A 25,662-nucleotide genomic window follows, 5' to 3' on the forward strand; every position below is an offset into this window, starting at 1 on the left:
TTGTCCAAGGAGTAATAGCACTATGGATTCATACCCGCCACTGGCTCGAACACCACTCGTCTATTTACGTCAGATGCTGAGTGAAAGCGTGCCATTGCGTATAGGGTTAATGGCCGTATTTACCGCCTTGGGTACTTTTTTTGAAAGTTCCACACCCGTTGCATTCGAGCGCGTTATCAACGGGCTGACGGGTGTTAGAGATGCCGAACACTTGGGGGCCGTGCATTGGTTTATTGGGCTTATCGGATTAAGCGCAGGCGCAATGGTGTTCTTCAGGCTTTATCAATGGGTGGATGTCAGGGCCAGTGCTGACTTGCGTGCACATATCCAGAAACGGCAGATTGCTTACCTGTTGAATCGCTCGCCGGCCTCACTTCAACACCGGCACGGCGGTGCACTGGTCGAATCCATAAAACGATCAAGCTACAACTGCGTTGCGTTAGTGCAATTGCTCACGTTCGACGTCGTCAACATGATGGTTGTGATTCTAAACATCAGCATCATCTTATATATCGCCGACAGCCACTATGCACTCATGATCATCGGTTGGCTGGTGATCTATTTGTCCGGGACAACCTTTTTCGCCTTCCGTTGCCTGCGGTTGGGGCGCCAACAGTTCATGGCTTCAGGGCAGTCCGCCGGACAAATTAGTGATGTGCTACGCAATTTCGAAACGGTTTACTCGTATGGCGCCTCCCAACGCGAAAACAGGTTCCTGGCCGAAGGGCTGGATGAAGAGCGGCGCCGTACTTGCCAGCTGCGCAGTTATGTATTGCTAATGCGCGTATTCTCCAGCGTGGCCGTGTTCAGCCTGTTCGCCGTCATGACAACCCTGGCCTTGCAGGACGTTCTGGCGGGTGAACGCAACGTTGGCGCATTTGCACTGGTGTTCACCGCCACGAACATTTTGGTGATGACCGTTTTCGACCTCTCAAAAAACCTGATTGGCTTTTATGAAAACCTGGGGTCGTTGGATGGCGCGTTGGACTTTATTCTCCAGGATGACCTCACCCCTGCGCCTTCACCCGCCGTCCAGGGTTCGGCGCATAACGTCGCCAAACAGACCGGCAGGATCGAGTTCAAGAACGTTTGCTTTGGCTACCCGGGCGAAGGGTTGTTATTCAACGACCTGAATCTGACCGTTGAATCAGGGCATAAGATTGGTCTGGTAGGTCCATCGGGCGCGGGTAAAACCACCCTGATTCGATTGATCCAAGGGCAACTGACCCCGAGCAGTGGGCAAATCCTGCTGGACGGTGTGGAGCTTAAAACCTTTGACCGTGACGCCTTGAGCGAAAAGTTCGCGGTGGTCAGCCAGCACGTCGGGATATTTAACCGCACCGTGCGCGACAATATCGCCTACGGCGCCCCTGATGCTGACGACGCTAGCGTCCTCAGGGCGGCGCAGATGGCCTCGGCCGAGACGTTTATCAAACGTCGGGTCGCAGGTTTCAATACCGTTGCAGGCGAGAATGGCAGCGAATTCTCCGGCGGCGAACGACAGCGCTTGAGTCTGGCCCGAGCCCTACTCAAGCCTGGGTGCCCGACATTGATTCTCGACGAGGCAACCAGCGCGCTGGACACTGCCGCCGAACAAGACATTCAAAGGGCAATTGCCAATGCCATGAGTGACCGAATGGTGATTGCAATCGCACATCGCGTTTCAACCATCAAAGATATGGACTTGATCATCTACTTGGAGGCCGGACGCATTCTGGAACAAGGCACGCACCTGCAACTGGTTGCCAAACAAGGTCGATACGGGAAGATCTGGGATAAACAAGGTCGCTACTCCATGCGTATTGAGGCTTGACCTCGGGCTCGTGCACCAGCAAACGGAGAATAAGATGAAAGAGATATTACCCAATGTTTTTTTAATCAGGGATGACGCCCAGGCGTCGTCCAGCCCGTTTACCTACTTGGCATTAAGACCAGAAGGTAATGTTTTATTCGCCACAAAGGCCGATATCAGCCCCTTTTATACTGCTATCGAGAAAAAGGGCGGCGTGTCTGCGGTACTTATTGGTGACCGCCATCATGTGAGCCAGGACACTGTAAAACTTTCAACGCACTTCAACGCACCGTTAATAGGCAGCCACATCGAAGCCAAAATACTGAGTGCCAAGGGTTTTGCAATAAATGCAGCCCTGCCCTATGAACACCATGCGTTAGGAAGTGATATCCAGATCATTCCGACCCCAGGGCACACCACCGGAGCATTTTCATACCTGTGGAATAACGGCGTGAACAATATATTGTTCATTGGTGACACCTTAGTGCCCGTAGAACAGGCATGGCAGTATTGGGTTTCGCCGCCTAGCCGGAAGACACTCGCCGATACGCTTAATCGACTCAAGGCGTTCGAATTCGACCATATCATTTCCAATTCATTTGCCTGCCAAGGCGGCGCCTGCCGGCGCATCAGCAGTGCTGAAAAGGAAAGCCTCTTGAATAACACGATCAAGCAATTGGTATCTAGTCACTGATGCAATGAAGAATGGAGCGATTAAAGGATGCAATATTTATCCGATGTATTTAGTGCTATGCGCGAGCAAACTCCCGTCTACACGGCACCTCGAAATCTGCAAATTTATATCCATGTACCGTTCTGCACATCAAAATGCCATTTTTGTGATTATGTGATTGGCAATAATACCCGTCAACTGACCTCTGCCGACACTAAAGGCGAGGCGTACGTCGATGCGCTCTGCCAACAGATACATGATGCGGGCCAACACTGTGTCGGGCTCGATTATATCCCTACCTCTATTTATTGGGGCGGCGGCACCCCCACTCGCCTGAACCCCTACCATCTTGAGCGGATAATGGAAGCGCTTCAGTCCAATTTCGACCTGTCAAAAGTACGCCAACACTCGCTTGAAGCCAGCCCTGAAACACTCACGGTTGCCCACCTTCGTGCGTTGGACGCGCATCCGGTGGATCGGGTCAGCCTGGGCGTACAGTCGTTTGACAAAGAACACCTGCGTCGGGCAGGACGCGCGCACTCCGCCGAACAGGCCGTGGCGGCAGTGGATCTGGCCAGGTCGGCTGGGGTCGCCAATGTGAACGTCGACCTGATCGCCGGCTTTCCCGATGAGGAAATTGCACAGGTCGAGCATTCCATCGCCCGCGCCGTGGCGCTGGACGTTCAACATATATCGGTATACCCATATCGACCTTCGCCCGGCACCAAGATGGCCAATTTGATCGATACGGGCCGTCGGGGCCAATTAAGCTTCGAGCACACCAAGCTCGCCTATCAGACGGCGAAAGACCTACTCGAAGCGCAGGGATTCGAACAGTATTGCCTGGCGTACTTTGCACGGGAAAAGCAATCTGAATCTATCGTTGGAATGCACACCTACGGCTTGGAAGGCGACATCCTCGGGCTTGGTAGCGGGGCGCAGTCAATGCTCGGTGGGTATCGAATCATCAATGACAACGCCTTTTACGATGAATACATTGAAAACCCTCTGGTGCTGGGCAAGTGCGTGAAATTCGGGGTGGAACCGGATCAGATCGAGTCATTGATGACCCGAGTGGGTGCGGCGTTGCAAACAAAAAATGGCTTGGACTTCAACAAGTTCGAGCAGCTCACCGGTCTTGATTTCAAGCAGCTTTGCCGCGAAAACGTGCCTGTACGTACCTTCATGAAGCATCTGCAAAGGTGCGGTGGGACGTTTTATAAAACTGAAAGGGGCATTGCGTTGAAGTCAGCCAACATTCACGATGTTTATATTCAGCACCTTTACACCCACATTCTGGATGGCACGCTTGATCGCGGTTTAAGGGTGTGAGTCAGGGCAGCCTTCAATCACCCCCTTTCAGGACGATGGGCTAGCAACGACCTGGTTCAATTGTCCTTCTTGACGCAGGTGCGCGGCAATGCGGTGTATCTCGGTTTTGCTTTTGGCCATGGCCTCTTTGCTGGTATGCACGGAATAATAACCAGTGACGAGGTCATGAGGATGTTTGGCCGCAGAGCCCAACACAAATGCGGTTTCACCTCGCGCAACAATTTCAATGGGCTGCTCGGATTCTTCGAAGACAGCTAGCTCACCCTTAGTCACGAGGTCTCCAGTGCTGATGCTCCCTGACTCTACTGCTAACCAGGCTACGGTATGGCCGGCTGGTGGCGTGTAACGCCAGCTCTCTCCGTCTTTGAGACGTACTGCGAGATAGTTCACGCCCGCCGGTGCTTCAGCAACGCTATGGGCGTTTTCATATTGCCCCAGAAGTAAGCGTGCCGGGCCAACTTGCGGGATTTGAGAGGGTGCTAGATAGACACTTCTCGCCGGGGAATTCTCCTCTGAAGCTGGTAATGCCACCCAAAGCTGAAACCCCAGAATGGAACCGTCACAGGTTGGCACAGCGTCATGCCAGACGCCGTTACCTGCAAACATCAGCTCAAGGCCCCCCGCTGGCAGAATCCCGGCAGCGCCGGTGCTATCCTCGTAGGCAATATCGCCGTCAATCATGAAAGTGACCGTCGTAATTCCTGAATGCGGATGCATTCCAGATTCGGCTTTCTTGTGATTTTTATCTAAACTAAAAATAGCCAAAAATACAAAAGGCTTCAAAATTTCGCCCAAGTCACCCGGACTCATAAGTCTTACCAAAGAGCCAAGATTTTTGCCTTTGGTACGATGAACAATGGGGCGTTTCAGAGCTGCGGCGGTCGTATTCATGTGAGTTCTCTCAAGGCACTAGAAGATATTGTTGAGCAGTAATTCGTCTATCTGAGACTGAGGTTCGAATAAGAGATGTTGCGCGACGTCGGGCAGGGCGAAAAAGACTCCAACGACTAACGTAAAGAAGAGCGGTACAAATCCTGCTGCTAGTGTTAGTTTCTACAGGGCGGCGATCTACAACCAACCTCCATGAAAAAGACAAACCATGTCAACTAGAAGGTAAGTGATTTCCCCCAACACGTTCGGACACGAACAACTATAGCCTAGGGTACGGGTACTATCCACCCTGCCCACCACTTTTTGAATGTCACTCCGAAGCGCCTCTGTCAGTCTTTAGCATCCTGAGATGTGGTGCGGAGTCGCCAGACTTATGGCCTGATAGGACGCTTAGAAAATTGCTTTTTTTACAACCCCCTAACGCATTCAGTATCGGTCAAAAACGCCTGTAGGAACTCCCAATATTTTCTCAATTTTCTGCCAGCCGATACAGCGCTTGAATATGGGATTCCGCCAGTCCAGCACATTGCAGATTTCGGCGACTTTGGGAGCTAGCTAAGGCAGTCGCAGCGATCAGACTGCAGCCATAGTTTTTTGCTTGTTCGATTCGGTGAGATATAAGTGCTGCATGGTAACCGAGTCCCCGTGCGTCCTTCCGGGTAGCTGCTGTTCCAAGATAGGCGACCCCATTGCTGGCAAAATAAATCACGGCCCCTGCCACCATCTTCCCACCGGCTCTAAGCGCGTAAATTTTCATCCGATCATCTGGTATTGGCGCTAAAAATGAGGCTTGACTCAGCATTCTCTGATCAGGCTTGGTATGAAAACCACTAGCGTGAATGTCTGCGAATTCCGGAAGCGTTTGTGGCGTGACCTCCTCAACTTCGAATGAGTGTTGATTCAGGATCACGTCCTTTACCGGACAAGATAACTGCAAATGAGTCCACCCTCTCAGGCGTTCAAGGCATCCATCCTCCATATGAATGTGTTGCACTAGCGTAGATGTTTTTCCCACCAAAGGGGTTACAGTTGAATACTCAACCGATTGTCTGAGTAAATTCAAAATGGCATGTGGCTCTTCCGTGTTGTGACCGTAGATGCGATTAAGCATTGGGCTGGGGTTTGCTTTTACTTGAAAGCACGAAAATTGCCCGTTGAAAAAAACGCGAGCACCATAAGGATTTCCATTTATCAATGACAGGTTCTTCACTCGTGAGCACAAATACTCTCTTTCTGCCGCCTCGATCTTAAGAGCCGTTTCAATATCCATATGCATAAACCTTTCTCTTAGCCCCCCGACACAGGCGGGTGCACCAAACGATACGCTTTTCCATAAATGTGTGCCAGCCTATGACCTTGCTTTAGGATACGCGGCTGGCCAGCCATCACACCTTCACATTCCGCGTCGGAGCTTAGACCTTTCGACCTCGAATGCTTCGCACGAGCATCCAAGCACCAGCGCCTGAAGTTGTTCGGGTCGAGTTCGACCTCCGTTCCACGATGGATGCCTCGCCAATGAAACTTACCTTGGTTCAGGCGCCGCGCTGCTGGCTAGATACCGACGCCGTCGTGCACGAGCACCTTCATGCGGTTGGTCCGGCGGTTGGCAGAAAGATACGCACAGTGCGGCTTCGCCTCGCCGAACACGGCAACTACTCTTGCCAGTGCCATGTCGGTGCCGGCGCGCATGTCCATGGGTTCGGTGGCGAGCCAGATAGCATCGACGCGAATCATCGGGCCAGGCCACGAATGAAACACGCGCAGCTATCCGGATCCGCAGCTGGCCACTTTACGGTGATGGATTTATCACCCACAGGCGGCGAGATGATCACCATCTCTTATGATGCGCGGCTTGGTACCGCTTTTACCGGAACGAAAGCCGGCAAGATTGTGGGCGATTGATTCCGGTAAGTCGGTAGCCGCTTGCGGATCACGTGGGCGTTGATGCTGTGATGGATGGCTACGCCGGAAATCGTCGCTCCGGGTTGCAGGCATTACTGAACGAGCTGTACCTGTACGCCGCGCTTCTCGAGCTCGACCTATTCGTAAACAAGGAACACGAAGCACCAGACTTTGAAATGAGCGATGGTAGGGGCAAGGTTTTCATTGAAGCGGTGACCGTAGGCCCCTCCCCGCGTGATGAGCCGCCTCCAAAACCAATGGAGCATTTGCCCTTGATGCGATCACTGGAGGAGGTCAGGGAACTGCTGAAGACCCGCGCTCCGATTCGCTTTGGCAGCGCCCTATACTCGAAACTCAATCGAAAAAACAAATACTGGGACCTGGAGCAGATCCAGGGGCACCCGCTTGTTTTTGCGATCGCTGACTTTCACGAAGACCAATCAATGACCTGGTCTTCCCCCGCGCTGATGGAATACCTCTACGCCATTAGCGATGACGCCAGCTTCGACGACAATAACCAGTTGGCAATCGAGCCTCAAAAATCGAGACTCATGAGTACCAAGGCAAAACGATCACATCAGGCTATTTCTTTCAGCCTGGTGTGTTGGCGTGGGGTCGATTTGCACAACGGCAAGAGGATAGTCCGCCCCCGGAAATGAGCCAGGTATCGGCGTGTACTTGTTCCGAGCCAATTCCGTATAACCTCGGCCGCGGAGGTAAGCCTTATCGGGGACACCTTTAATTCGTGCCCGGATCGCAGTTACTCCAGGCGGAGTGATCTGCGCGGCTTCACAGGTTTCGACGATTTTATCGATTGTCGATAGCACCGTTGGGCGATGAGGTTTGAGGAAATAATTAGTAATCACATCTTCGATGATTCTATTGGCCTCATCCGAAAGGCGTGAGTTGCCCTCCTTCCATCCCCTCCTTCGCGGAATAAGAGCGAGCTTCTCACCCCAGTCCTTGTAACGCTTTATCCAGCGATACAAGGTCGCGACATCAACGCCAACTGCGGCGCTTCTGGCTTGGACGTCTCGCCGACCGATAACCACACTCCCCAGAAGCGGCTCGATGGCAGCGTAGCGCTTCTGCGCCTCGGCCCAGTCTTCGCTGCCAATCAGCGCCATATCGTAATTGGCGTAGAGCCCCTCGACTTTCTCGCGCTTGATCGCTCGTAAGCCTTCGATGGGCAACGCAGCAGCTTTACCTGACTCCAGTTCAATCCCCACCACAGTTCTAAAGTCGAGGATCTGGGAAATACGGTAAGCAGAATCGCCGTTAGCGACGACTGCACCGACCTCAATTATTACCTGGAGCCGGTCAGGCTCGTAGGGAGTGAGCTGAGCATCAAGTAAATCGTTGTCGGCCATCACACCACCCAAACTTCTAGGAATTTGTTCAAAGGAAGGCGTATGTCACAGAGAAGCCGTCTTGTAGCAATGAGATGCCAGAGATGACTGATCCCCTCGCCTCGATACCGGTCGCAGGAATGCAATGCCAGCAGGTAGTGGACTGGCGCCACGCCCATCTCCCGCACCGTCCCGATAATCCACTCACTGTCTTCTGGCTCAAAAGTCATTCGTGCGTAACGTTCCAGAAACTTGATGTTATGCAGCGCGGTATCCCGAATTCTCGTTTCGTCATGGATGTGGAAGACCCAGCCCTGCTCACTTGCGTACCGCCAAGCAGCTTTCCACTTGGGAAGCCATACTCGCCAATTCTTGCGCCACTCGGCCTCGGGCTTTAGCTCAACCAGCAACGGCTTGGACCGGTTGTCGAGGTCTCGATCTCCGAGATTGAAATGAACGAGAAAATCTGGGGTGTATTTGTAAAGACGGCCGTTGCTAACGAAAGGAATGCTAACCGGCTGCGAGGTGATATTGCGGACATCCTTGGAGAATTCCGTACGGACAATGAAATCCCGCTCCAGCGTGGACTCGTAGGGGATGCCACCTTCGCCGCGGAATGGAAACACGCCGGAGACGCTCCTTTTTGTGGGCTTGATGGGGCGAACCGACCCCGGTTTATTTTTGTCGCGGCTATTTCCGACCATTTATAGGACCGTCGCAGCTATTTAGTTAATGCGTCGCAGCTATTGCTGAACACTGCGTTGATGGTGCAAAGACCCCAGTATGGCGGTGTCGCAGCAAATTAGAAATCCTATACCAGCCTCTGAGAGGGGCACTGCCAACTTGGCAGGTTGATTTGAACCACCAAACGAAACGCAGTAAGCCTCGAACCCTCCTAGACTCTAGAAGTAATAAATCTGACGAAAACGCGACGAGCTGTCGCGTTGCTTATTTGAATGTACGAAAAATCACTATAGGAGGGTTTCCTAAGAGCCTTGGTGAGGCAACGGGCCCACAATTTACTGAGTTAAAAAAAATGATACTGATCCGCGTCGAATCCCACTCATGGTCGCCTATTGAAAGCCAATAATGTACTATTCACATTAATTCCCTCCAACTGTCGAATTCTTTCCCATAGCTGTAGATTTTGGGTTAGAACTGCGTCACGTTGTGTGCAAACCGTCAGAAGCTCCTCCTCCAACCGATCGATTTTTTTGCTCGATCTAATCAATTCATTGCGAGTAGTATTAGCAAGTGCCCCCTTCATCACTCCATCGCGAACAGCGGAAATCTTAGCAATCAACGCCATGTGAAGCTTCCGGGACTTTTTGAGATACCCACGATCAAATCCAGCTTCATGGCTGACGACTCCCGCCGTAAGCTTTGAAAGATCGAGTCCTACGTGCGCAGCCACATTAGGTTTTCCGGTAATCAAGCGCTCTAGTGCTTCTTCGCAAGCCAAAACACCGCTACTTTTAACATTGTCTGTCATCTTCACAACTCCTTTAACTTTATAAATCTGCTTAGGAACGCGTAACACTCCTCCAACATTTTACTCAAAATCATGTGTTCACCTTCACCCTCCTTATAAAGCTGAATCTCAAGGTGCAACTCTTCAACAAGCGCCTTTACCTTATCCGGCTTAATGATTGCATTCTCACAGGATAGACACGCTACAAAATCACCCAAGATAAAGTCATCGCATCTTCCAACTTTCGTACAGCCCCCTAGGAGCGTAGGTCGGTAACTGATTAAACCCTGACGAACACGCCGCTCGGTTTCACTGCGGAGCTCTTGTATATTGACTTTCCCTTCAGTAGCTAGCCGCTTCTGTTTTTCAATATACGAACCCGTCCCGCCGAACAGTGGCTCATTTCCGGCAAGGAGATTAGAGATTAGCTCATTAGCAATCGACATAGGCATAGCCATTTGAAATTCAAAAGCAAAATGATTACCAGGAACTACAAAATCTTTCTTGACCTCATCATAGTATCCGAAAATTGTTTTTAAATTCTCAAACCCGTTCGAGTAATATCGCGCCATCTCATTTGTCAATTGTTTAAACTGAGAGCGCAGCGTAGGCAAACTTAAGAACCCGCTGCTGCTCCCATAAAAAGCCAGCGACCTCCGGAACTGATGACTAGTCAACGGCCATGGTTGACCAACTGCAAAGCTGGATCGGCTACTGAAATCTTGATTCGGATCACTTTCAGCAAGCTCGACCAAGTCATTAGGAGTAATTGTTAGCTTTTGGAAAGAGGCAATTGTGTAGTGCACAAGTGAAATATTCCCCACCGCGACTTCGGGCTTGCCTCTACGGTAGCCCACTATAGAAGGATTGAGAAATAACGGTGCATCTGTGAAACTAACATTATAGAGCTTCGCCAGCCCCCTGCAAATTGCCTGGGCGATATTAATAGCCCTGACCACTTCGAACGTAGCGAACCATCGGCCTTCCTTTCTGTACCCAGCAAACTTAGTAGACGTCGACAGAACGGAGAAATACTGCGCTGGATCCCGCATCACACCGGACCCATCTATCAAATCCGGTCTAAAAACCTCTTGACTAATGCAGTTATAATTCATACGCATAACGTCCTGATCACGCATGCCCGTATAGAGATGAATGACAGTTTTCACAACCAGTAACATCTTGGCAAGCACTGCTTGCAAGCTTCGCTTCTTTGTACATTCGAATTCCAGCGAAAATACCGCTTCCAGATTGTGATCTTTCAGGGCCTGAAGCATATCTGGGCGGTAGTTCTTCATCCCGCCAAGCCGCCTAGTCTTTTGGGCTTCATAGCTAATACCATAATGCTCATCAGCAAAGCATTGAATGAATGACTCATATGCGCCAACCCCCTTGTAAAGCTGATCAATCAAAACAGCAGATTCGTTTATTATGTTCAAATATAAACTTGTTGGAATTATAGGATGCTGATTTGACTCGGGCCCTTTCAGATGGAAAAGTTTTGGATCAACAACAACAAATCCTAAACGGCGCACCCCTATTGAAACAAGCTGAGTCATTACCGCTGACAAAGTCTTTATCGTATTACCAGACACATGATTTCGTATAAAAGAATCCATGTACACTTTAACGGTCAACAACTGCTCGATTGACAAGTACCCCACTAGGGGCCTGCGGTGTTGTTCATGGCAAAATACCATCATTTTTTTTATTATTAGCCAATATTGGTTCAACGTAGACGGACTCAACACGCCTATCACCCCCCCACCAGAAAAATAAATTATCTTATATAATATAAACTTAGCTTCATCTATCAACAACCGCTCTTGGGCTCCAGCGGAAGGAAACACCCTAGAGAATATTAAGGTTCCGATTCTATTAGCGGAAAGTCTGTAAGGATTAAAATCCCACACATCATTTCCATAGATAGCGGTTGCACGACCACTGGCATCTCGACAGAGCACAAAACCTACAGAAGGGGGGCGATCTGACTGAGCAGCGATGTCGGGCTGTGACTCTTGCTCCAAATTCCCACATGCAGAAAACACGCTAACTGACTCTAGACGTCCGCTCACGAAATCACCCCTATATACTCATAGTTGGAGAGACGACTCTCCCAAAATGCTGTCAGTATTCCATACTCATTTACAGTCCTCTTGACGTCCTCTACCAATCTCTGCATAGACTCAGAGCGACCAGCCAAAATGGCTATAATATATTCCACTCTGACAGACAAGTTTTTATAGGTCAGCTCAGCATGCTCCGAATCTGCAGCAACACCTCTAATCTTATTTACCACATATTGCATACTCAATAGCTTATGCAAGTCAGACTTTTCGGCATGAAAAACGTAATTCTCGCAAAACACGCACCCAAAGCCGGTGTTACATGCCGATCTAATCAAAGATGCACTATTAGAGCCCAAGATAACTGGGGAGTTAAACTCACTACAGTGCCCTGCTATAGTTGGAACTGCTATTTGCACTGAAGCCGACTCTTGTTTACCAAGAATCTTATTTGCAGCATGACGGACTGCTTCCCAATATTTCCTCAACTCCTCACCTTGCTGCTCAGGAGAGGCCTCAGAATAGGTCGACAAATTCACCCGCTCTGTATGATTCAATACATCAGCGATGACAGATGGCGAAAACTTTTTTCGATGGAGTACATTGCTTTTTAGCTTTCGCATCTCACGCGGCGTTGGCATACTCGCAACAGGATCAATGAACAATCCGGATATAGCATTATGAAACTTTGCCATCACACCTGATGTAGGAAATGGCTTCAGGCTGGTCCTATCGTTTGAAACTAGAAAAAAAAGTCGATCAAACTGTTTACCACCTAATATCCAAGCTCTAATTTTCAGATAATCGCGAAGCACTTCGACGCCGCTCCCGCGACCAAGATTGTAAAGTGTGGTTTTCCCGGCGGCGCGAAACTTCACGGCTGACAGCTCTTTTTTCAAAGGAGACTTAACCACTCCAAGAGCATCTTCGTATGAAAACTGCGAAAACTCGGTGGGTGAAGCGCCAGTGATCAACAAAAGCAAACCCGCATATGCTTTGAGCGAAATAATTGCGATCTTTATTCTGAGCCAATGTCTAGGATCGCTGTTAGCTTCAACGCATTGTCGGTTTGCGCTGGCTATATGCGCTTTGATCTGGAAAATCTCAGCAGGGCTGAACTTTTCCTTCTTATAGACGTCGAGATACTCTTCAAATGTGGAAACTCTCTTCTCAGCTAAATTAAACACCGGTGGACACTTTGAAAATGGCCCAATTATGCCCGCCCTAGCGGCAAATATCGTTACATCTCGACCCGCGACCGCAAAACTAGCCGGATACGGTTTATTATGCAAAATAATAGATGCGCACCCAGCTGCAATTTCGGACAGCGCTTTTTGGTAGTTCAACACAAGGCTCTCACGAGGCGCCAGAGACTCTTTTGCACCTATTATTCTATAAGCACCTGCCACAATATGACTGCTCACACTTGAATATAAGATACCAAAGACAATAATCGCTGAGACTTGATAGCTAGATGCAGTAATTGGTTTGATAGCCCCTTGCGCTATTTTTGCCCTTAGGTAGTCAGTAAACTCCCGATATATCTGTTGCGCATCACTCGGACCTCCTAGAATGCACAGACTGTCTTGGGCGTCTACCCAATCAAAAAAATAGGTAAGATGCCTGAATCTTGTTAGCATCGACTGATCGCCAAGCCCAACAAATGCCTCTAACAATCCAATTATTAAATCCCGGCGATTAACATCGAGACTAGCCAGCACAACGGGTGTACCGCTTAAATTTTTAGATTTATTCTCGCCACTTCTTTTCTTGTATGCCAAACAGCCGATATCAAGTGGCTTGGTCAGAACCTGTTTCGAGAGCTGGATCTGTAATAGCTCTGGATGTGAGAATTCACTCCAGCCCTCCCCTCTTGCCACAGTAACTGCCGGGCGTAAAACAAAGCCTTCAGACATCATCCTTCCCTACATTCAAAACATTATAACTACCATTAAAAAGAACTCCCTCCCAGACCTCTTGCGCGACAACTGTTTCCTGTGACATAAGGAACAGCTTCAAGTAGTCTTCCGTGGTCTTCCTGGATCGATGGTGCATCCGCTTCTGAATAAACTGAATGTCTTCACCAGGCTTCAACATTCCATTGCCTATCAACTTCCGTAACCGTTGATAAAGCTGATAAGCATAAGTAGCCCGTAACCAATGAAAAGAGAAATCTTTTGGAAACTCAGCCTCCTGGCTGCCTATAAGCTTGCGCCTCATATTATCCGTCACTTGCCCTGTCTGCCGAGACTTGACTTGACGGTAGCGAGGATCATCTTTAGCCATGTAGCAGCAGTTTCCCTGATCAGAAATAAACAGGTAAGCATCCTCTTCCACCCACGGATAGCCTGAGGTCTCGATATTTGAACGAAGCTTTGCACGGCGAGCATTCATCAATGGACTTTTAGAAAAAACCAAAAGCTCTTCTGCTAATTGCTTCGGAACATATAGGATCTGAGGGACACCCTTTTTGGTGTCCATACCCGTACCAGGCCCCGCGTGGAGCTTATACGCCCCCTCCAGCAGGAGTTTGCTTGGGTTAAATGCCTCTAAGTGTCGAAGGCGCATAGTCAAGATGGTTTGCTTACGAGCCCCAGTCATCAACGACATGAGCAGTATCAGACGCTCTTGCATGGGCCATTCTTTCTCACTCGAGATCAATTTCAAAAGACAGCTAAGCTCAGAGTTTGCAAGAGGCCTTAAAATCTCACCATCCTCAAGTACGAAGCCAAGTGGTACCCGGCCTTTGGGTGGAACACTAAGCGTTTGACCACGCTTTTTTCTAGACACCACCACTCCCCCCTCACCGTACTTAACGAAAAAACTGATATCCCTTACTGCATCAACCCGATTAATGTCGATAACATGCCATGAGATTGAGACATATTTATAAAGTTCATAGATCGCAGCGGTATACTGATTGATTACCGCGCTACTCCTACCACTTTGATTAACAAGATAGTCAAAATATTTATAAGTTGGCCTAAAAGCTGGTCTTGAACCAGTCAAATCTAGCCAATCTAAATTCCGCTCCTCACAAAACTTCAAATAATCGAGTAATCTCCCGGCTATCCGACGCAAGTCGTCATTCCGTAAGTTCTTATGCGTTTTATTCTTAATTGACTGCAGAAGATAGTCATTAGCCTCATGCCAGGGAACCCCGCTTTTATGAAACAGAAATGGCACATGAAATGTGGTGTCACCAAGTGATGTTTCAGCTTCTTGACCTTGGTACATCACCAAAAGATCGCTGCCCTCAAGCCGTACAGGCTTGGCTCCTGCGAAGGGGTAGGATCGAAGAATGGCCGAGACGTCCTTAACCGAGGATATCAACGCCAGACGGCCTTTATGGGATGGATTACTAAACGACATGAATCACCTCAGATGAGCATGAATTCACGTTACTGATTTGTGGTTTGCGATGCATCCGAACACGATGCAGTTACTGAGGGTCGAGCTTTAGATGCTCTGAAACAGGGGCGTAGGTACGAGATGAGCACCACGTATCGCGGACTGGACGATGTTAACGACAAACGCCAACCCTCGTTCGAGGTTGTTACGCATGACTCGATCGGCTCGCGAATTCGGCCAAGTCAGGATGCTCCGACTTGGCGCTCAATCCGCACGTCAATCGTTGATGTTATGTGCTACGGAAACTGCGGAATGTGTCAATCATTTATCCTTAAGCGATTCCACCCAAGGGTCCAACTTATGGAATAGCTTCGGGTACCGCCCCTTCAAATCCTTCTTCACCTCGGCGTAGGTGCTGCGCCAGAAGTTGGCGAGGTCTTGGGTGACTTGTACCGGGCGGCGTGCGGGGGACAGCAGGTGCAGCTTGACGATCTGCCGGCCATTGGCGATGCGCGGGGTGTCGGCCAGGCCGAAGAGTTCTTGCAGGCGCACCGCCAGAATGGGCGGGGACTCGCTGTAATCCAGGCGCACCGATGAGCCCGACGGCACGGTCAGGTGGTGCGGCGCCAGTTCGTCGAGCCGCTGGGGCAAGGGCCATGGCAGCAGGTTGTGGAGGATCGATGAGAGGTCCAGATTACCGAAGTGGCTCAGTCGGGTGACCTTGCCCAGGTACGGCAGCAGCCAGTGCTCCAGCGTCGCCAGCAGCCCGTCGTTGCTCACATCCGGCCACTGGCTTTCGCTCAGCGTTTGCAGATCCATCTGACGCAACAAACCGACGCGCGCCTGCCACTGGCGCAGCTCCGGCGTCCACGGCAGCAGCTCCAGTCCCTTGCGCCGCACCAGCGCCAGCAGGGCCTGACCTCGTGCGGAATCGTCCAGCCCGGTGAGCGGCTCGCGGCTGATGATCAGTTCACCGGCCTTGCACTGACGTTCGGCGCGGAAGACGCCCTCGCGCTCGTCCCAGTCCAGTTGATCGAACTGAGTCACCTGTTCGGCGAGCACTGTGTTGAACAGCTCGGGATCGAACTCGGCGGCGAGATAAATACGCTCTTCGCGCTGGCCCTGGCGGCTGCCCAGATCAGCGACCACCAGCCACGGCTGTTTCATCAGCGCGTCTGGCTCGGCGAACAGGGCAGCCCGACCGTTGGCGAGTCGATACTCCGCTCCGCCGGCACGGCGTTGTTGCGCGACGCGATCGGGATAGGCCAGCGCCAGCAGCGCGCCGAGCCAGCGCGGGTGATCTGGATCGGCGATCGGTTTGCGGGCCGCGCCCCTCAGATACCCGCGATATTGCCGCGACAATTGCCGCGCTCGCTGCACGCCGCCCTGCCCGCCTTTCGCCGCGCGTTCTGCGCCGGCCAGCAACGTCAGCCGGCTGTGCAGATCGGCACCGGCGCCGCGCAGAATGTCCCGCTCGCCCAGCAACGCTGCGACGTCGCAGGCCAGCGGGCCCAGACCCAGTTCATGACCGCGCAGCAGCAAATGGGCGATGCGCGGATGGGCGGGCACCTCTGCCATCGATTGGCCGTGAGCCGTGAGTTTCCAGTCTTCACCCAGCTTGCGCGTCAGAGCGCCCAGTCGGGCCAGCAGGTCCTGCGCCTGGGCATATGCGGCGGCGGGCGGCAGATCCAGCCAGGTCAGTTGCGCCGGTTCAACGCCCCAACGCGCCAGTTGCAGTGCCAGACCGGCAAGGTCGGCCTGAAGGATTTCCGCCGCCCCATACGCCGCCAATTGATCGTGCTGCGCCTCAGACCACAGTCGATAACACACGCCCGGCTCAAGCCGCCCTGCCCGGCCCGCCCGCTGAGTCGCGCTGGCACGGGAGATGCGCTGGGTGTCGAGGCGCGTCATGCCGCTGCCGGGATCGAAACGCGGCACCCGCGACAGCCCCGCGTCGATGACCACCCGCACGCCATCGATGGTCAGGCTGGTCTCGGCGATATTGGTCGCCAGCACCACTTTGCGTTTGCCCTTGGGCGCGGGTTCGATCGCCGCGCGCTGGGCGCTCAGGTCGAGCTCGCCATGCAGCGGGCACAACAGCACGTCACTGCGCTCGCCAATGGCATCGGCCAACTGCTGATTCACCCGACGAATTTCAGCCTGGCCCGGCAGGAATACCAGCACGCTGCCGGACTCGGTGCCCAGCGCGTCAAGCACGGTTTGCACCACCCGCGGCTCGATGAACTCCCCCGGCTGAAACGGCCGCCCCCACTGCATCGACACCGGGAACATGCGCCCTTCGCTGCTGATGACCGGCGCGTCGTTGAGCAAGCTCGACAGACGCGCGCCTTCAAGCGTCGCCGACATCAGCAGAATCTTCAGCGGCTGCTCGTCACGAAACAGCGCACGACCGTTGAGGCTAAGCGCCAGCGCGAGATCAGCGTCGAGGCTCCGCTCATGAAATTCGTCGAAGATCAGCAGCCCTACACCTTCCAGCGAAGGGTCTTCCTGCAGCCGCCGAGTCAGAATGCCCTCGGTGACCACTTCAATGCGGGTGTTGGGACCGACCTTGCTGTCCAGACGAATCCGATAACCCACCGTCTCGCCGACGCTTTCCCCCAGCTCGCTTGCCAATCGTTCGGCAGCAGCACGAGCCGCCAGACGCCGGGGCTCAAGCATCAGGATCGTCTGCCCTGCGAGCCACGACTCGTGCAAAAGCGCCAGCGGCACACGGGTGGTCTTGCCCGCGCCCGGCGGCGCTTCGAGCACAGCCTCGTCCCGATCGGCAAGGGCCTGGCGCAAGGCGGGGAGAACGGCGTCGATGGGCAGCGAATTCATGAGAGCTCCAGAAACAGGGCGACGATTATACGGCGAGCCGCTGCGGCTTTGTTCACCCTGCCAACGAACTGTCTTCCCCCACGGATACTCTTATTGATTAGGCATTTGCCTTGTATAGTTGCGACTTCTTATGAGGAGATCCCCATGCGCATTCCATCCCGTTTGATTGGCGGTGTTCTGGTTGCCACGCTGCTGACGCAACTGACCGCGTGCGGCAGTATTTTCTACCCGGATCGTCGTGGCCAGATTCAGGGCAGCGGCCGAATGGACCCCGCCATCGTGATACTCGACGCCATCGGCCTGTTGTTCTACATCATCCCCGGCGTGATCGCGTTCGGCGTGGACTTCGCCACAGGCGCGATCTACCTGCCAAGCGGCAATCAGGCGCAGATCGATCCGCAGAAACTTGAACCGGCGGTGCGCGCTGACGGCACGGTCGACAACCTCAAGCTGCAAGCCATCATTCAGACCGAGCTCGGCCGCACATTGCCGCTGGATGATCCACGCCTGATCCAGCACAAAGGCAGCGTGCAGCAGCTCGCTGCTCTGGGCCTTGTCCCGTCCGCTTGAGATTCATGATTTAAAGGAAGCGCCATGAGCACCAGCCCCGAACACGCCCGCTTATTGCGTCTGGCAACCCGCGCCTCACTTGCGGTCGCGAGCATTCTGATCGTCGCCAAAGCTGTCGCTTGGTGGCTAAGCGGCTCAGTGAGTCTGCTGGCCGGCCTGACGGACTCGATGCTCGACGGCGCGGCGTCTTTTCTCAATCTGCTGGCGGTGCATTACGCGCTGCGTCCCGCGGACGATGATCATCGCTATGGCCACGGCAAGGCAGAAGCGCTGTCGGGCATGGCCCAGGCGCTTTTTATCGCGGTGAGTGCGTTCTTGATCGGTTTTCAGGCGGTTGACCGCATCCAGCACCCGCAACCCCTCGGCGCCCCCGGGTTAGGTTTGCTGGTGATGGTGTTGTCGATCGGCCTGACGATCGCGTTGCTGATGTTGCAGCACCGTGTGGTGAAGGCCACGGGTTCGGCGGCGATTCGTGCGGATTCCCTGCATTACCGCTCTGACCTGCTGCTTAACTTCAGCATCATGCTGGCGCTGGGTCTGGCTTATTTCGGCTATTCCCAACTGGATGCTTATTTTGGTCTGGCGATCGCGTTCTACATTTTGTGGAGCGCGATTTCCATTGCACGGGAAACGGTGTCGGTGCTGATGGACGCTGAACTGCCTGTGGATGTCAGCGCCAAGATGCTCGAACTGGCAGAAGGCGTGCCCGGCGTACTGGGCGCCCACGACCTGCGCACGCGGATTTCAGGCAATCACTGGTTTGTGCAGTTGCACCTGGAGCTGCCGGGCACGCTGACGCTGTCGGTGGCGCACGACCTATGCGAGCAGGTGGAAGCGGCGATTCAGGACGAATTCCCCAAGGCCGAAGTGCTGGTGCACGCGGATCCGCAGGAAGTGGTGGGTCGTGGGGATGGACCGGTTTTGAATTGAAGGCGTCCTGCAGGGAAAGCTAAGCCTGCAGGATTCTTTGAATTTGGCGGCGATGCGCAATGTGTGGGAGAGAGCTTGCTCGCGAAGACAATGTTCCGTCCGCAGAAAATTTCGCAGACTCACCGGCGTCTTCGCGAGCAAGCTCGCTCCCACATAGAGTGGGCAGTGGCTACTCACCTCTACTGCTGAATGCTATATCCCCGCCCTGCATAACAACTGGCCATCGCTTGACGGTACACACCGAGCACTTCCGGTGCCGGCTGATACGCTGCACCTGCCGGGTCGAAATTGCTTTGCTGCACGGCGTAGCGGTAGCAGTCGTAGCGGTCCTGTTCGATTTCCTGTTGCGGCTTGCCTTCAGGCGGGTAGGCGACAACATCGTAGGGATTCGCTGCCTGCTGAACGGGCTGCGGCTGCTGAGGCGAATACACCGGCTCGACGTTCTGCGGAGGCTCGGCGACTACGTACTCCTGGGTGTTCTGCTCGTAGGTGTAATAGGTCCCGGCAGCGACGAAAAACAGCGCGCTGCCGAGCCAGACCTGTTGCGCGTAGTCGGGCAGGTAGCGGACGCGAACGCCTCGTGGAGGCTGGACAACTACATAACGCGGGCCCTGTGGGCGATACCAGTAACCGCCTGAGTAGAAGTAATCCCCGCCGCGATAAGGCACCCGCGAGTAACCACCCGGCATGCGATCGATCTCGTAACCCGGCCGATAGCGCGGACCCGATCCCCAGCCGTCGCCATGACCACCGGGGCGGCCGGCCTGCCAGTTGCCGTTATCGGGACGACGGTCGCCGTCGCGCCAGCGGTTGTCTCGGGGCTGGTCGCGGTAGAAGCCCTGACGTGGCTCCTGGGTCTGAACCACCGTGTCCGGCCGTCCCTGAATGGGCAGACCGCCCTGACGGTCCTGCAATTGACGCTGTTGTTGCTGCTGTTCTCGCTGGCGTCGTTGCTGATCCTGCTGTTGCTGGCGTTGCTGCTGGCGCTGATCGTCACGCTGCTGATTGCGCTCGCGATCCTGCTGCTGGCGCTGCTGATTGGCGCGCTCCTGCTGGTTCTGCTGGATCTGGCGTTGTTGCTGCACCTGTTCCTGCTGGCGCTGCTGTTGTTGCTGATTCTGCTGTTGCTGGCGTTGTTGCTGCTGTTCACGCTGCTGGTTGTCGTTGAAGCCGCGCTGGTTCTCCTGCTGCTGGCGCTGCATCTCGAACCCACGTTGCTGCTGTTGGCGCTGCTGCTGCTCGTTACGCTGCTGTTGCTGCTGTTGATTGTTGTCGTCGGCCAACACCTGAGCACTGATGCTCAAGGCCAAGAGACTGACACCTGCCAAACGCCAGATGCGCGTGTTCATGCTTTCCTCACTACGGCGCGGATACCTATGGGATAGGACTGCGAGTCGGGTGCGCCGTTCGCCGCACTCTATCAGCGTGGCGGATGAAACTATAGAAGCGCTTGCTGCGGTGCTGGCCAAAAGCCGGGCACAAAAAAAGAGGGCTCGATGGCCCTCTCTGGAATACTTCGTCCTGGCTCGACACTTGTGGCATCGGCTCACCTCGCATCGTCTTCTGGACAGTGCGTAGCCCGGTGGCCTGATCAACCCTGTCGGGCTGGAGGCCGCGGCTGGCCTGATTCGGCGGGCCGCGCTGGACGCTGTGTCCGGGCAGTGATTCTGGTTAAAAGAATAGGCTTTGGCGGACGACACAGGATTGCGAATATTGCTGATGAAAACACCACTTGCGCAATAATTCACTTCAGATGAATAATCCTGCGCAATCCATTCAATAAAGGCGCTTATCGTGAGCAAGCTCGACAGATATGACTTGAGTATTTTGGCCGAACTGCAAAAGGACGCGCGCATCTCCAATCAGGAACTGGCCGAACGCATTGGCCTGTCGCCTTCACCCTGCTCGCGCCGCGTCAAACAGCTGGAAGACGACGGTTATATCGTGGGTCAGGTCGCGCTGCTGGACCGCAAGAAGCTGGGCCTTAGCCTGACGGCTTACGTGCTGATCGGCATGGATCGCCACACGCCCGACCGCTTCGAGAATTTCGAGCAGCACATCCGCAACCTGCCGCAGGTGCTGGAATGCAGCCTGGTGACCGGCATCGACGCCGATTACCAACTGAAGGTCGTCGTCCCGGACATGGATCACTATCAGAAATTTCTGCTTGGCCATCTGACCCGCATCGACGGCGTGACCAGCGTGCGCTCCAGCTTCGTGCTCAATCAGGTACTCGCGAGCACCGAACTGCCGCTGGTGCATTTGCGCGGCTGAAGCGCGTCCGCGCAGGTACAGGTTTTTGTGGGAGCGACTGGGGCGCCGATCTACCCTGCTCGCGAAGAGGCCCGTTAAGACGCTGAATAACTGCCGGTAGAGATGACGCCTTCGCGAGAAAGCTCACTCCCACAATGGAACTCAGCAGCATTCGAATTCGGGTCTTGCTGCAGTTCTTCAATCAAAGCTTCGCCGGCACTTCCCGCCACTGCCCCTGGCCCAGCCCTTCTAGGCTCCAGTCGCCGATCCGCACGCGCACCAGTCGCAACGTCGGCAGGCCGACTGCCGCGGTCATTCTGCGCACCTGGCGGTTTCGGCCTTCCTTGATCACCAGTTCCAGCCAGCTCGTCGGCACGCTTTTGCGAAACCGCACCGGCGGGTTGCGCGGCCACAGCTCCGGTTCGTCCAGTTGCCGAGCCTGTGCGGGCAGCGTCGGGCCGTCGTTCAGTTCGACGCCGTTGCGCAGCTTCTGCAGTTGCTCTTCCGTCGGCTCACCCTCCACCTGCACCCAATAGGTTTTCGCCAGCTTGTGCTTGGGGTCGGCGATGCGCGCCTGCAATTGGCCGTCGTTGGTCAGCAGCAGCAAGCCCTCGCTGTCGCGGTCCAGGCGCCCGGCCGGGTAGATGCCGGGGATGTCGATGAAATCCTTGAGCGTCGCCCGGCCTTCGCCATCACTGAACTGGGTCAGCACGTCGAAGGGTTTGTTGAGCAGAATCAACCGCGGTTCGGCGGGCGGTGCTTTGGCGACACGCCGGGGCGCGCCCGTGCGATCAGGCGAAGGACGGCGGGAATCGGGACGTTGGTTGCGGGGCATGGGAAACCGGTAAAAAAATGACAGAAACAGAAAGGGCCACTTTAGTGGCCCTTTCGTTGAACGCCTAGCGTCTTAACGGAACGGCGGCTCGTCGAAACTGCGCAGTTTGCGCGAATGCAGCGAGTTGAGCTGCGTGCGCATCAGGTCCAGCGCGGCGATGCCGATCTTCAAATGCTGGGTGACCGCACGCTCATAAAACGCGTTGGCCGAACCCGGCAGCTTGATCTCGCTGTGCAGCGGTTTGTCCGAGACGCAGAGCAAGGTCCCGTAAGGCACCCGAAGGCGATAACCCTGAGCGGCGATGGTGCCGCTTTCCATGTCCACCGCCACGGCTCGGGACAGGTTGATCAGCGGCCGTTCCTGGGCCCAGCGCAGTTCCCAGTTGCGATCGTCGTAGGTCAGGACCGTGCCGGTGCGCAGACGCTTCTTCAGATCGTCGCCGCGTTCGCCGGTGACTTGGGCGGCTGATTCCTGCAACGCCAGTTGCACTTCGGCCAGCGCCGGGATCGGAATGTTCGGCGGCAGCACGCGATCAAGAATACCGTCTCGACGCATGTAGGCGTGGGCGAGCACGTAGTCGCCGATGGTCTGCGACTGACGCAGGCCGCCGCAGTGCCCGATCATCAGCCAGCAATGGGGACGCAATACCGCGAGGTGGTCGGTGATGTTCTTGGCGTTGGACGGGCCGACGCCAATGTTGACCAATGTCACGCCATGGCCGTCTTCGGCGATCAGGTGATACGCCGGCATCTGGTAGCGGTGCCAGACCACACCGGAGACGATGGCCTGGGCTTCGCCGTAATCCATGCTCTTGTCCACGACGACGTTGCCCGGCAGGACCATCTTCACGAAGCGCGGGTCGTCGCGCAGTTTTTCCAGGCCATGCACGATGAACTGGTCGACGTAGCGGTGGTAGTTGGTCAGCAGGATCCACGGCTGAACATGGCGCCAGTCGCTGCCGGTGTAATGCACCAGACGGCGCAGCGAGAAATCCACACGGGCGGCGTCGAACAACGCGAGCGGCAGCGGATCGGTGTTGGCCCAGTCGTACAGACCGTCAGCGATGCCATCGGTGGCCGCCGACAAATCCGTGCTCGGGAAGACGCGGGCCAGGGTCGCAGCGGTGACGCCGGTACCGGCTAGCTCATCGCCCTGCTCGACCACGTAGGGGTAAGGGATGTTCTGCTCGCTGACGCCCACTTCCACCGTCACGGTGAAGTCGTTCATCAACGGCACAAGTTGTTCGAGCAAATATTTGCGGAACGCCGCCGGGTGGGTGACGGTGACACTGTAAGTGCCCGGCAACTGAACCTTGGCGTAGGCGCGGGTGGTCAGCGGCACTTCGCCCTGGCAGTGGTAGGTCAGGCGCAGCTCGGGGTAGCGAAACGTCAGACGCTCGGCGGCAGTAGGTTCGACGCGGTCTTTCAGGTAGCGCTTGAGCGCCTGGCTCAAGGCGGTGGTTGCCCGTGCGTGCAGCTCAGCGAGCCGGTCAACGGCGTGTTCGGCAGTTTCTACGACAATGAAAGCTTCGGTCACGATGCATATCCTTCTTATCTTGCAAGCGCATATCTTGCCTGCAACAGATGACGAAGGCACGATTTGCCTGCGGCCGACGCGGCAATGGACGCGTTATACCTGCGGCGATGACCGCGCGACCAGCGCCTGAACATCCACCCCGCGCGGCAAGGCGCCGTAGACGCGCCCCGGCCGTTCCAGGCGCCCGGCAATAAACCCGTCGCTGACCACGGCATTGCCCGCTTCCAGCAGCAGTTTTGCCTGCAGCGCGACGGCAATGTCTTCGGTCAGTTGACGGGCGCGGTACTGGATGTCGCTGGTGTCCTGAAACGCCTCCTTCAAGCCATGAATATGCGCGGCCAGTCGCCTGTCGCCATGACCGTCGCCCAGCTCATCGAACAGCGCATCCAGCACGCCGGGCTCTTTGGACAGCGCGCGCAGGACGTCCAGGCACTGCACGTTGCCGGAACCTTCCCACGTCGAATTGACCGGCGCCTCACGGTAAAGGCGCGGCAGGATGCTGTCCTCGACATAGCCTGCACCGCCCATGCATTCCGCCGCTTCGTTGATCATTGCCGGCGCGCGCTTGCAGATCCAGTACTTGCCCACCGCCGTTACGAGTCGTGCGAAACGGGCTTCGTGGCCGTCATCCAGACGCTCCAGCGAGCGTCCCATGCGCAAGGTCAGTGCGAGGGCCGCTTCGCTTTCCAGCGCCAGATCGGCGAGCACGTTTTGCATCAGCGGCTGCTCGCTCAGCACACGACCGCTGACGCTGCGGTGGGCGCAATGGTGCGCGGCCTGGGTCAGCGCCTGACGCATCAGCGCGCTGGAACCGGTCATGCAATCAAAGCGCGTCATCGCCACCATTTCGATGATGGTCGGCACGCCGCGTCCCTCCTCGCCCACCATCCAGGCCAGGGCGCCGCGGAACTCCACTTCGCTGGAGGCGTTGGACCAGTTGCCGAGTTTGTTCTTCAGCCGCTGTATGTAAAACGCGTTGCGGGTGTCGTCCGGGCGATGGCGTGGCAGCAGGAAACAGGTCAGGCCCTTGTCGGTCTGCGCCAGGGTGAGAAAGGCATCGCACATCGGCGCCGAACAAAACCATTTGTGCCCGACCAGTTCATAGGCCTGACCCGGTCCAGGCTGGCCGACCGGATAGGCCCGGGTGGTGTTGGCGCGCACGTCGGTGCCGCCCTGCTTCTCGGTCATCGCCATGCCGATGGTCGCACCAGCCTTATGCGCGATGCCGACGTTGCGCGGGTCGTAGTGGGTGGCGAGGATCTTCGGCAGCCAAGTCTCGGCCAGGTCCGGTTGAAGACGCAGGGCCGGCACGCTGGCGAAGGTCATCGTCAGCGGACACCCGCTGCCTGCCTCGGCCTGGGTGTGCAGATAGCTCATCGCCGCACGGGCGACATGGGCGCCTTCTCGGGGATCGGTCCACGGCAGCGAAGGGATGCCGTGTTCGACCGCCGTCTGCATCAGTTGGTGATACGCAGGATGAAACTCCACCAGATCGATTCGATGGCCGTAGCGATCATGGCTGGCGAACACCGGTTTGTTCTGATTGGCGAGGAAACCCGCTTCCATCAACGGGCCACCAGCCAGTGCGCCATAGGCATCGATTCGGTCCCGTGCCCAACCCGCGCCGAAGAGCTGCGACCACTCTTGCAGCGGCAGGTCGATGCGGTACAGGTTAGTGCCGTCCAGAGAAGGCGGCTGATTGGTGACTTCGTGGGTCTCGGCGAACTGATGCAGATTGATGCGCTGGTCCATGAGGCGACTCCGGTCCGGGCAGCACGCGGCGGTCGTGCAGATGACCTAGTGAATCACGCACCCCGCACCGGCGACAGCGCCATAAAAGACGAAATCACGGCGGTTTTGCCTTGTCGATGGC

22 protein-coding genes are annotated in these 25,662 nt (G+C 55.0%); 8 read left to right on the forward strand and 14 right to left on the reverse strand.

What is annotated here, in order from left to right; all coding sequences use genetic code 11:
* The first annotated feature begins 22 nt into the window (after positions 1-22).
* Genes IFT47_RS17785 through IFT47_RS17795 form a run of 3 tightly spaced genes read left to right on the forward strand, consistent with a single transcriptional unit; the run spans position 23 to position 3,797 of the window.
* Positions 23-1,813, forward strand: coding sequence for an ABC transporter ATP-binding protein (locus IFT47_RS17785; protein WP_192173728.1), 1,791 nt, complete (start codon positions 23-25; stop codon positions 1,811-1,813).
* A gap of 34 nt (positions 1,814-1,847) precedes the next feature.
* A complete protein-coding gene (locus IFT47_RS17790; RefSeq protein ID WP_192173729.1) occupies positions 1,848-2,486 on the forward strand; it encodes a hypothetical protein in 639 nt (212 codons plus the stop codon).
* A 27-nt stretch (positions 2,487-2,513) separates the two neighbouring features.
* Positions 2,514-3,797 carry a coproporphyrinogen-III oxidase family protein gene (locus IFT47_RS17795; protein ID WP_192173730.1) on the forward strand — a complete coding sequence of 428 codons (1,284 nt, stop codon included), beginning with the start codon at positions 2,514-2,516 and terminating at the stop codon, positions 3,795-3,797.
* Between the two features lie 27 nt (positions 3,798-3,824).
* Here IFT47_RS17795 and IFT47_RS17800 read toward each other — a convergent pair whose 3' ends face one another.
* From IFT47_RS17800 to tnpB, 3 genes are all read right to left on the reverse strand, one after another.
* The gene (locus IFT47_RS17800; RefSeq protein WP_192173731.1) at positions 3,825-4,688 is read right to left on the reverse strand and encodes a pirin family protein; all 864 of its coding nucleotides are present in this window, start codon (positions 4,686-4,688) and stop codon (positions 3,825-3,827) included.
* A 469-nt stretch (positions 4,689-5,157) separates the two neighbouring features.
* Positions 5,158-5,958 carry a GNAT family N-acetyltransferase gene (locus tag IFT47_RS17805; protein ID WP_192173732.1) on the reverse strand — a complete coding sequence of 267 codons (801 nt, stop codon included), beginning with the start codon at positions 5,956-5,958 and terminating at the stop codon, positions 5,158-5,160.
* A gap of 281 nt (positions 5,959-6,239) precedes the next feature.
* A complete protein-coding gene (tnpB, locus tag IFT47_RS17810) occupies positions 6,240-6,446 on the reverse strand; it encodes an IS66 family insertion sequence element accessory protein TnpB (RefSeq protein ID WP_342345381.1) in 207 nt (68 codons plus the stop codon).
* 194 nt (positions 6,447-6,640) lie between these two features.
* On the opposite strand from tnpB, the gene IFT47_RS17820 reads away from it, so the two are divergent.
* A complete protein-coding gene (locus IFT47_RS17820) occupies positions 6,641-7,249 on the forward strand; it encodes a hypothetical protein (RefSeq protein ID WP_192173734.1) in 609 nt (202 codons plus the stop codon).
* On the opposite strand, the gene IFT47_RS17825 is transcribed toward IFT47_RS17820, so the two are convergent.
* The 7 genes from IFT47_RS17825 to hrpB all read right to left on the reverse strand — a co-directional run bounded on the left by IFT47_RS17825 (position 7,163) and on the right by hrpB (position 17,665).
* Positions 7,163-7,960, reverse strand: a complete 798-nt coding sequence (locus tag IFT47_RS17825; RefSeq protein ID WP_244655988.1) for a helix-turn-helix domain-containing protein — start codon at positions 7,958-7,960, stop codon at positions 7,163-7,165. The genes IFT47_RS17820 and IFT47_RS17825 overlap by 87 nt on opposite strands.
* Positions 7,960-8,643 carry a TnsA endonuclease N-terminal domain-containing protein gene (locus tag IFT47_RS17830; RefSeq protein WP_192173735.1) on the reverse strand — a complete coding sequence of 228 codons (684 nt, stop codon included), beginning with the start codon at positions 8,641-8,643 and terminating at the stop codon, positions 7,960-7,962. The genes IFT47_RS17825 and IFT47_RS17830 overlap by 1 nt, the downstream gene beginning before the upstream one ends.
* A gap of 359 nt (positions 8,644-9,002) precedes the next feature.
* Positions 9,003-9,431 (reverse strand): hypothetical protein, encoded by a 429-nt coding sequence (locus IFT47_RS17835; protein ID WP_192173736.1) that lies wholly within the window; start codon positions 9,429-9,431, stop codon positions 9,003-9,005.
* A gap of 2 nt (positions 9,432-9,433) precedes the next feature.
* Entirely contained in the window at positions 9,434-11,485 is a 2,052-nt protein-coding gene (locus IFT47_RS17840; protein ID WP_192173737.1) for an integrase, read from the reverse strand.
* Positions 11,482-13,392: a hypothetical protein gene (locus IFT47_RS17845; protein ID WP_192173738.1), complete on the reverse strand. Its 1,911-nt coding sequence runs from the start codon at positions 13,390-13,392 to the stop codon at positions 11,482-11,484. The genes IFT47_RS17840 and IFT47_RS17845 overlap by 4 nt, the downstream gene beginning before the upstream one ends.
* Positions 13,385-14,848, reverse strand: coding sequence for a site-specific integrase (locus IFT47_RS17850; protein WP_192173739.1), 1,464 nt, complete (start codon positions 14,846-14,848; stop codon positions 13,385-13,387). Before IFT47_RS17850 ends, IFT47_RS17845 begins: the two co-directional genes overlap by 8 nt.
* A 300-nt stretch (positions 14,849-15,148) precedes the next feature.
* Entirely contained in the window at positions 15,149-17,665 is a 2,517-nt protein-coding gene (gene hrpB, locus IFT47_RS17855; protein WP_192173740.1) for an ATP-dependent helicase HrpB, read from the reverse strand.
* A 144-nt stretch (positions 17,666-17,809) separates the two neighbouring features.
* On the opposite strand from hrpB, the gene IFT47_RS17860 reads away from it, so the two are divergent.
* Positions 17,810-18,235, forward strand: coding sequence for a polyribonucleotide nucleotidyltransferase (locus IFT47_RS17860; protein ID WP_122536914.1), 426 nt, complete (start codon positions 17,810-17,812; stop codon positions 18,233-18,235).
* A gap of 24 nt (positions 18,236-18,259) precedes the next feature.
* Positions 18,260-19,165, forward strand: a complete 906-nt coding sequence (locus tag IFT47_RS17865; protein WP_192173741.1) for a cation diffusion facilitator family transporter — start codon at positions 18,260-18,262, stop codon at positions 19,163-19,165.
* Positions 19,166-19,344: 179 nt separating this feature from the next.
* Here IFT47_RS17865 and IFT47_RS17870 read toward each other — a convergent pair whose 3' ends face one another.
* Positions 19,345-20,079 carry a DUF6515 family protein gene (locus tag IFT47_RS17870; protein WP_192173742.1) on the reverse strand — a complete coding sequence of 245 codons (735 nt, stop codon included), beginning with the start codon at positions 20,077-20,079 and terminating at the stop codon, positions 19,345-19,347.
* Between IFT47_RS17870 and IFT47_RS17875 the strand changes: the two genes are divergently transcribed.
* Together IFT47_RS17875 and IFT47_RS17880 are read left to right on the forward strand one after the other, a co-directional pair.
* A complete protein-coding gene (locus IFT47_RS17875) occupies positions 20,080-20,550 on the forward strand; it encodes a hypothetical protein (RefSeq protein ID WP_244655989.1) in 471 nt (156 codons plus the stop codon). It abuts the gene before it with no gap.
* 409 nt (positions 20,551-20,959) lie between these two features.
* Positions 20,960-21,439, forward strand: a complete 480-nt coding sequence (locus tag IFT47_RS17880) for an Lrp/AsnC family transcriptional regulator (protein ID WP_074893299.1) — start codon at positions 20,960-20,962, stop codon at positions 21,437-21,439.
* 181 nt (positions 21,440-21,620) lie between these two features.
* On the opposite strand, the gene IFT47_RS17885 is transcribed toward IFT47_RS17880, so the two are convergent.
* The 3 genes from IFT47_RS17885 to IFT47_RS17895 form a co-directional block, all read right to left on the reverse strand.
* Positions 21,621-22,253 carry a pseudouridine synthase gene (locus IFT47_RS17885; RefSeq protein WP_244655990.1) on the reverse strand — a complete coding sequence of 211 codons (633 nt, stop codon included), beginning with the start codon at positions 22,251-22,253 and terminating at the stop codon, positions 21,621-21,623.
* Positions 22,254-22,325: 72 nt separating this feature from the next.
* Positions 22,326-23,789, reverse strand: coding sequence for an AMP nucleosidase (gene amn, locus IFT47_RS17890; protein WP_065988354.1), 1,464 nt, complete (start codon positions 23,787-23,789; stop codon positions 22,326-22,328).
* Between the two features lie 93 nt (positions 23,790-23,882).
* Positions 23,883-25,529 carry an acyl-CoA dehydrogenase family protein gene (locus IFT47_RS17895; RefSeq protein ID WP_192173833.1) on the reverse strand — a complete coding sequence of 549 codons (1,647 nt, stop codon included), beginning with the start codon at positions 25,527-25,529 and terminating at the stop codon, positions 23,883-23,885.
* Between the last annotated feature and the right edge of the window lie 133 nt (positions 25,530-25,662).

The organism is Pseudomonas sp. CFBP 13711 (assembly GCF_014842265.1).
In the GTDB taxonomy this organism is placed as follows: domain Bacteria; phylum Pseudomonadota; class Gammaproteobacteria; order Pseudomonadales; family Pseudomonadaceae; genus Aquipseudomonas.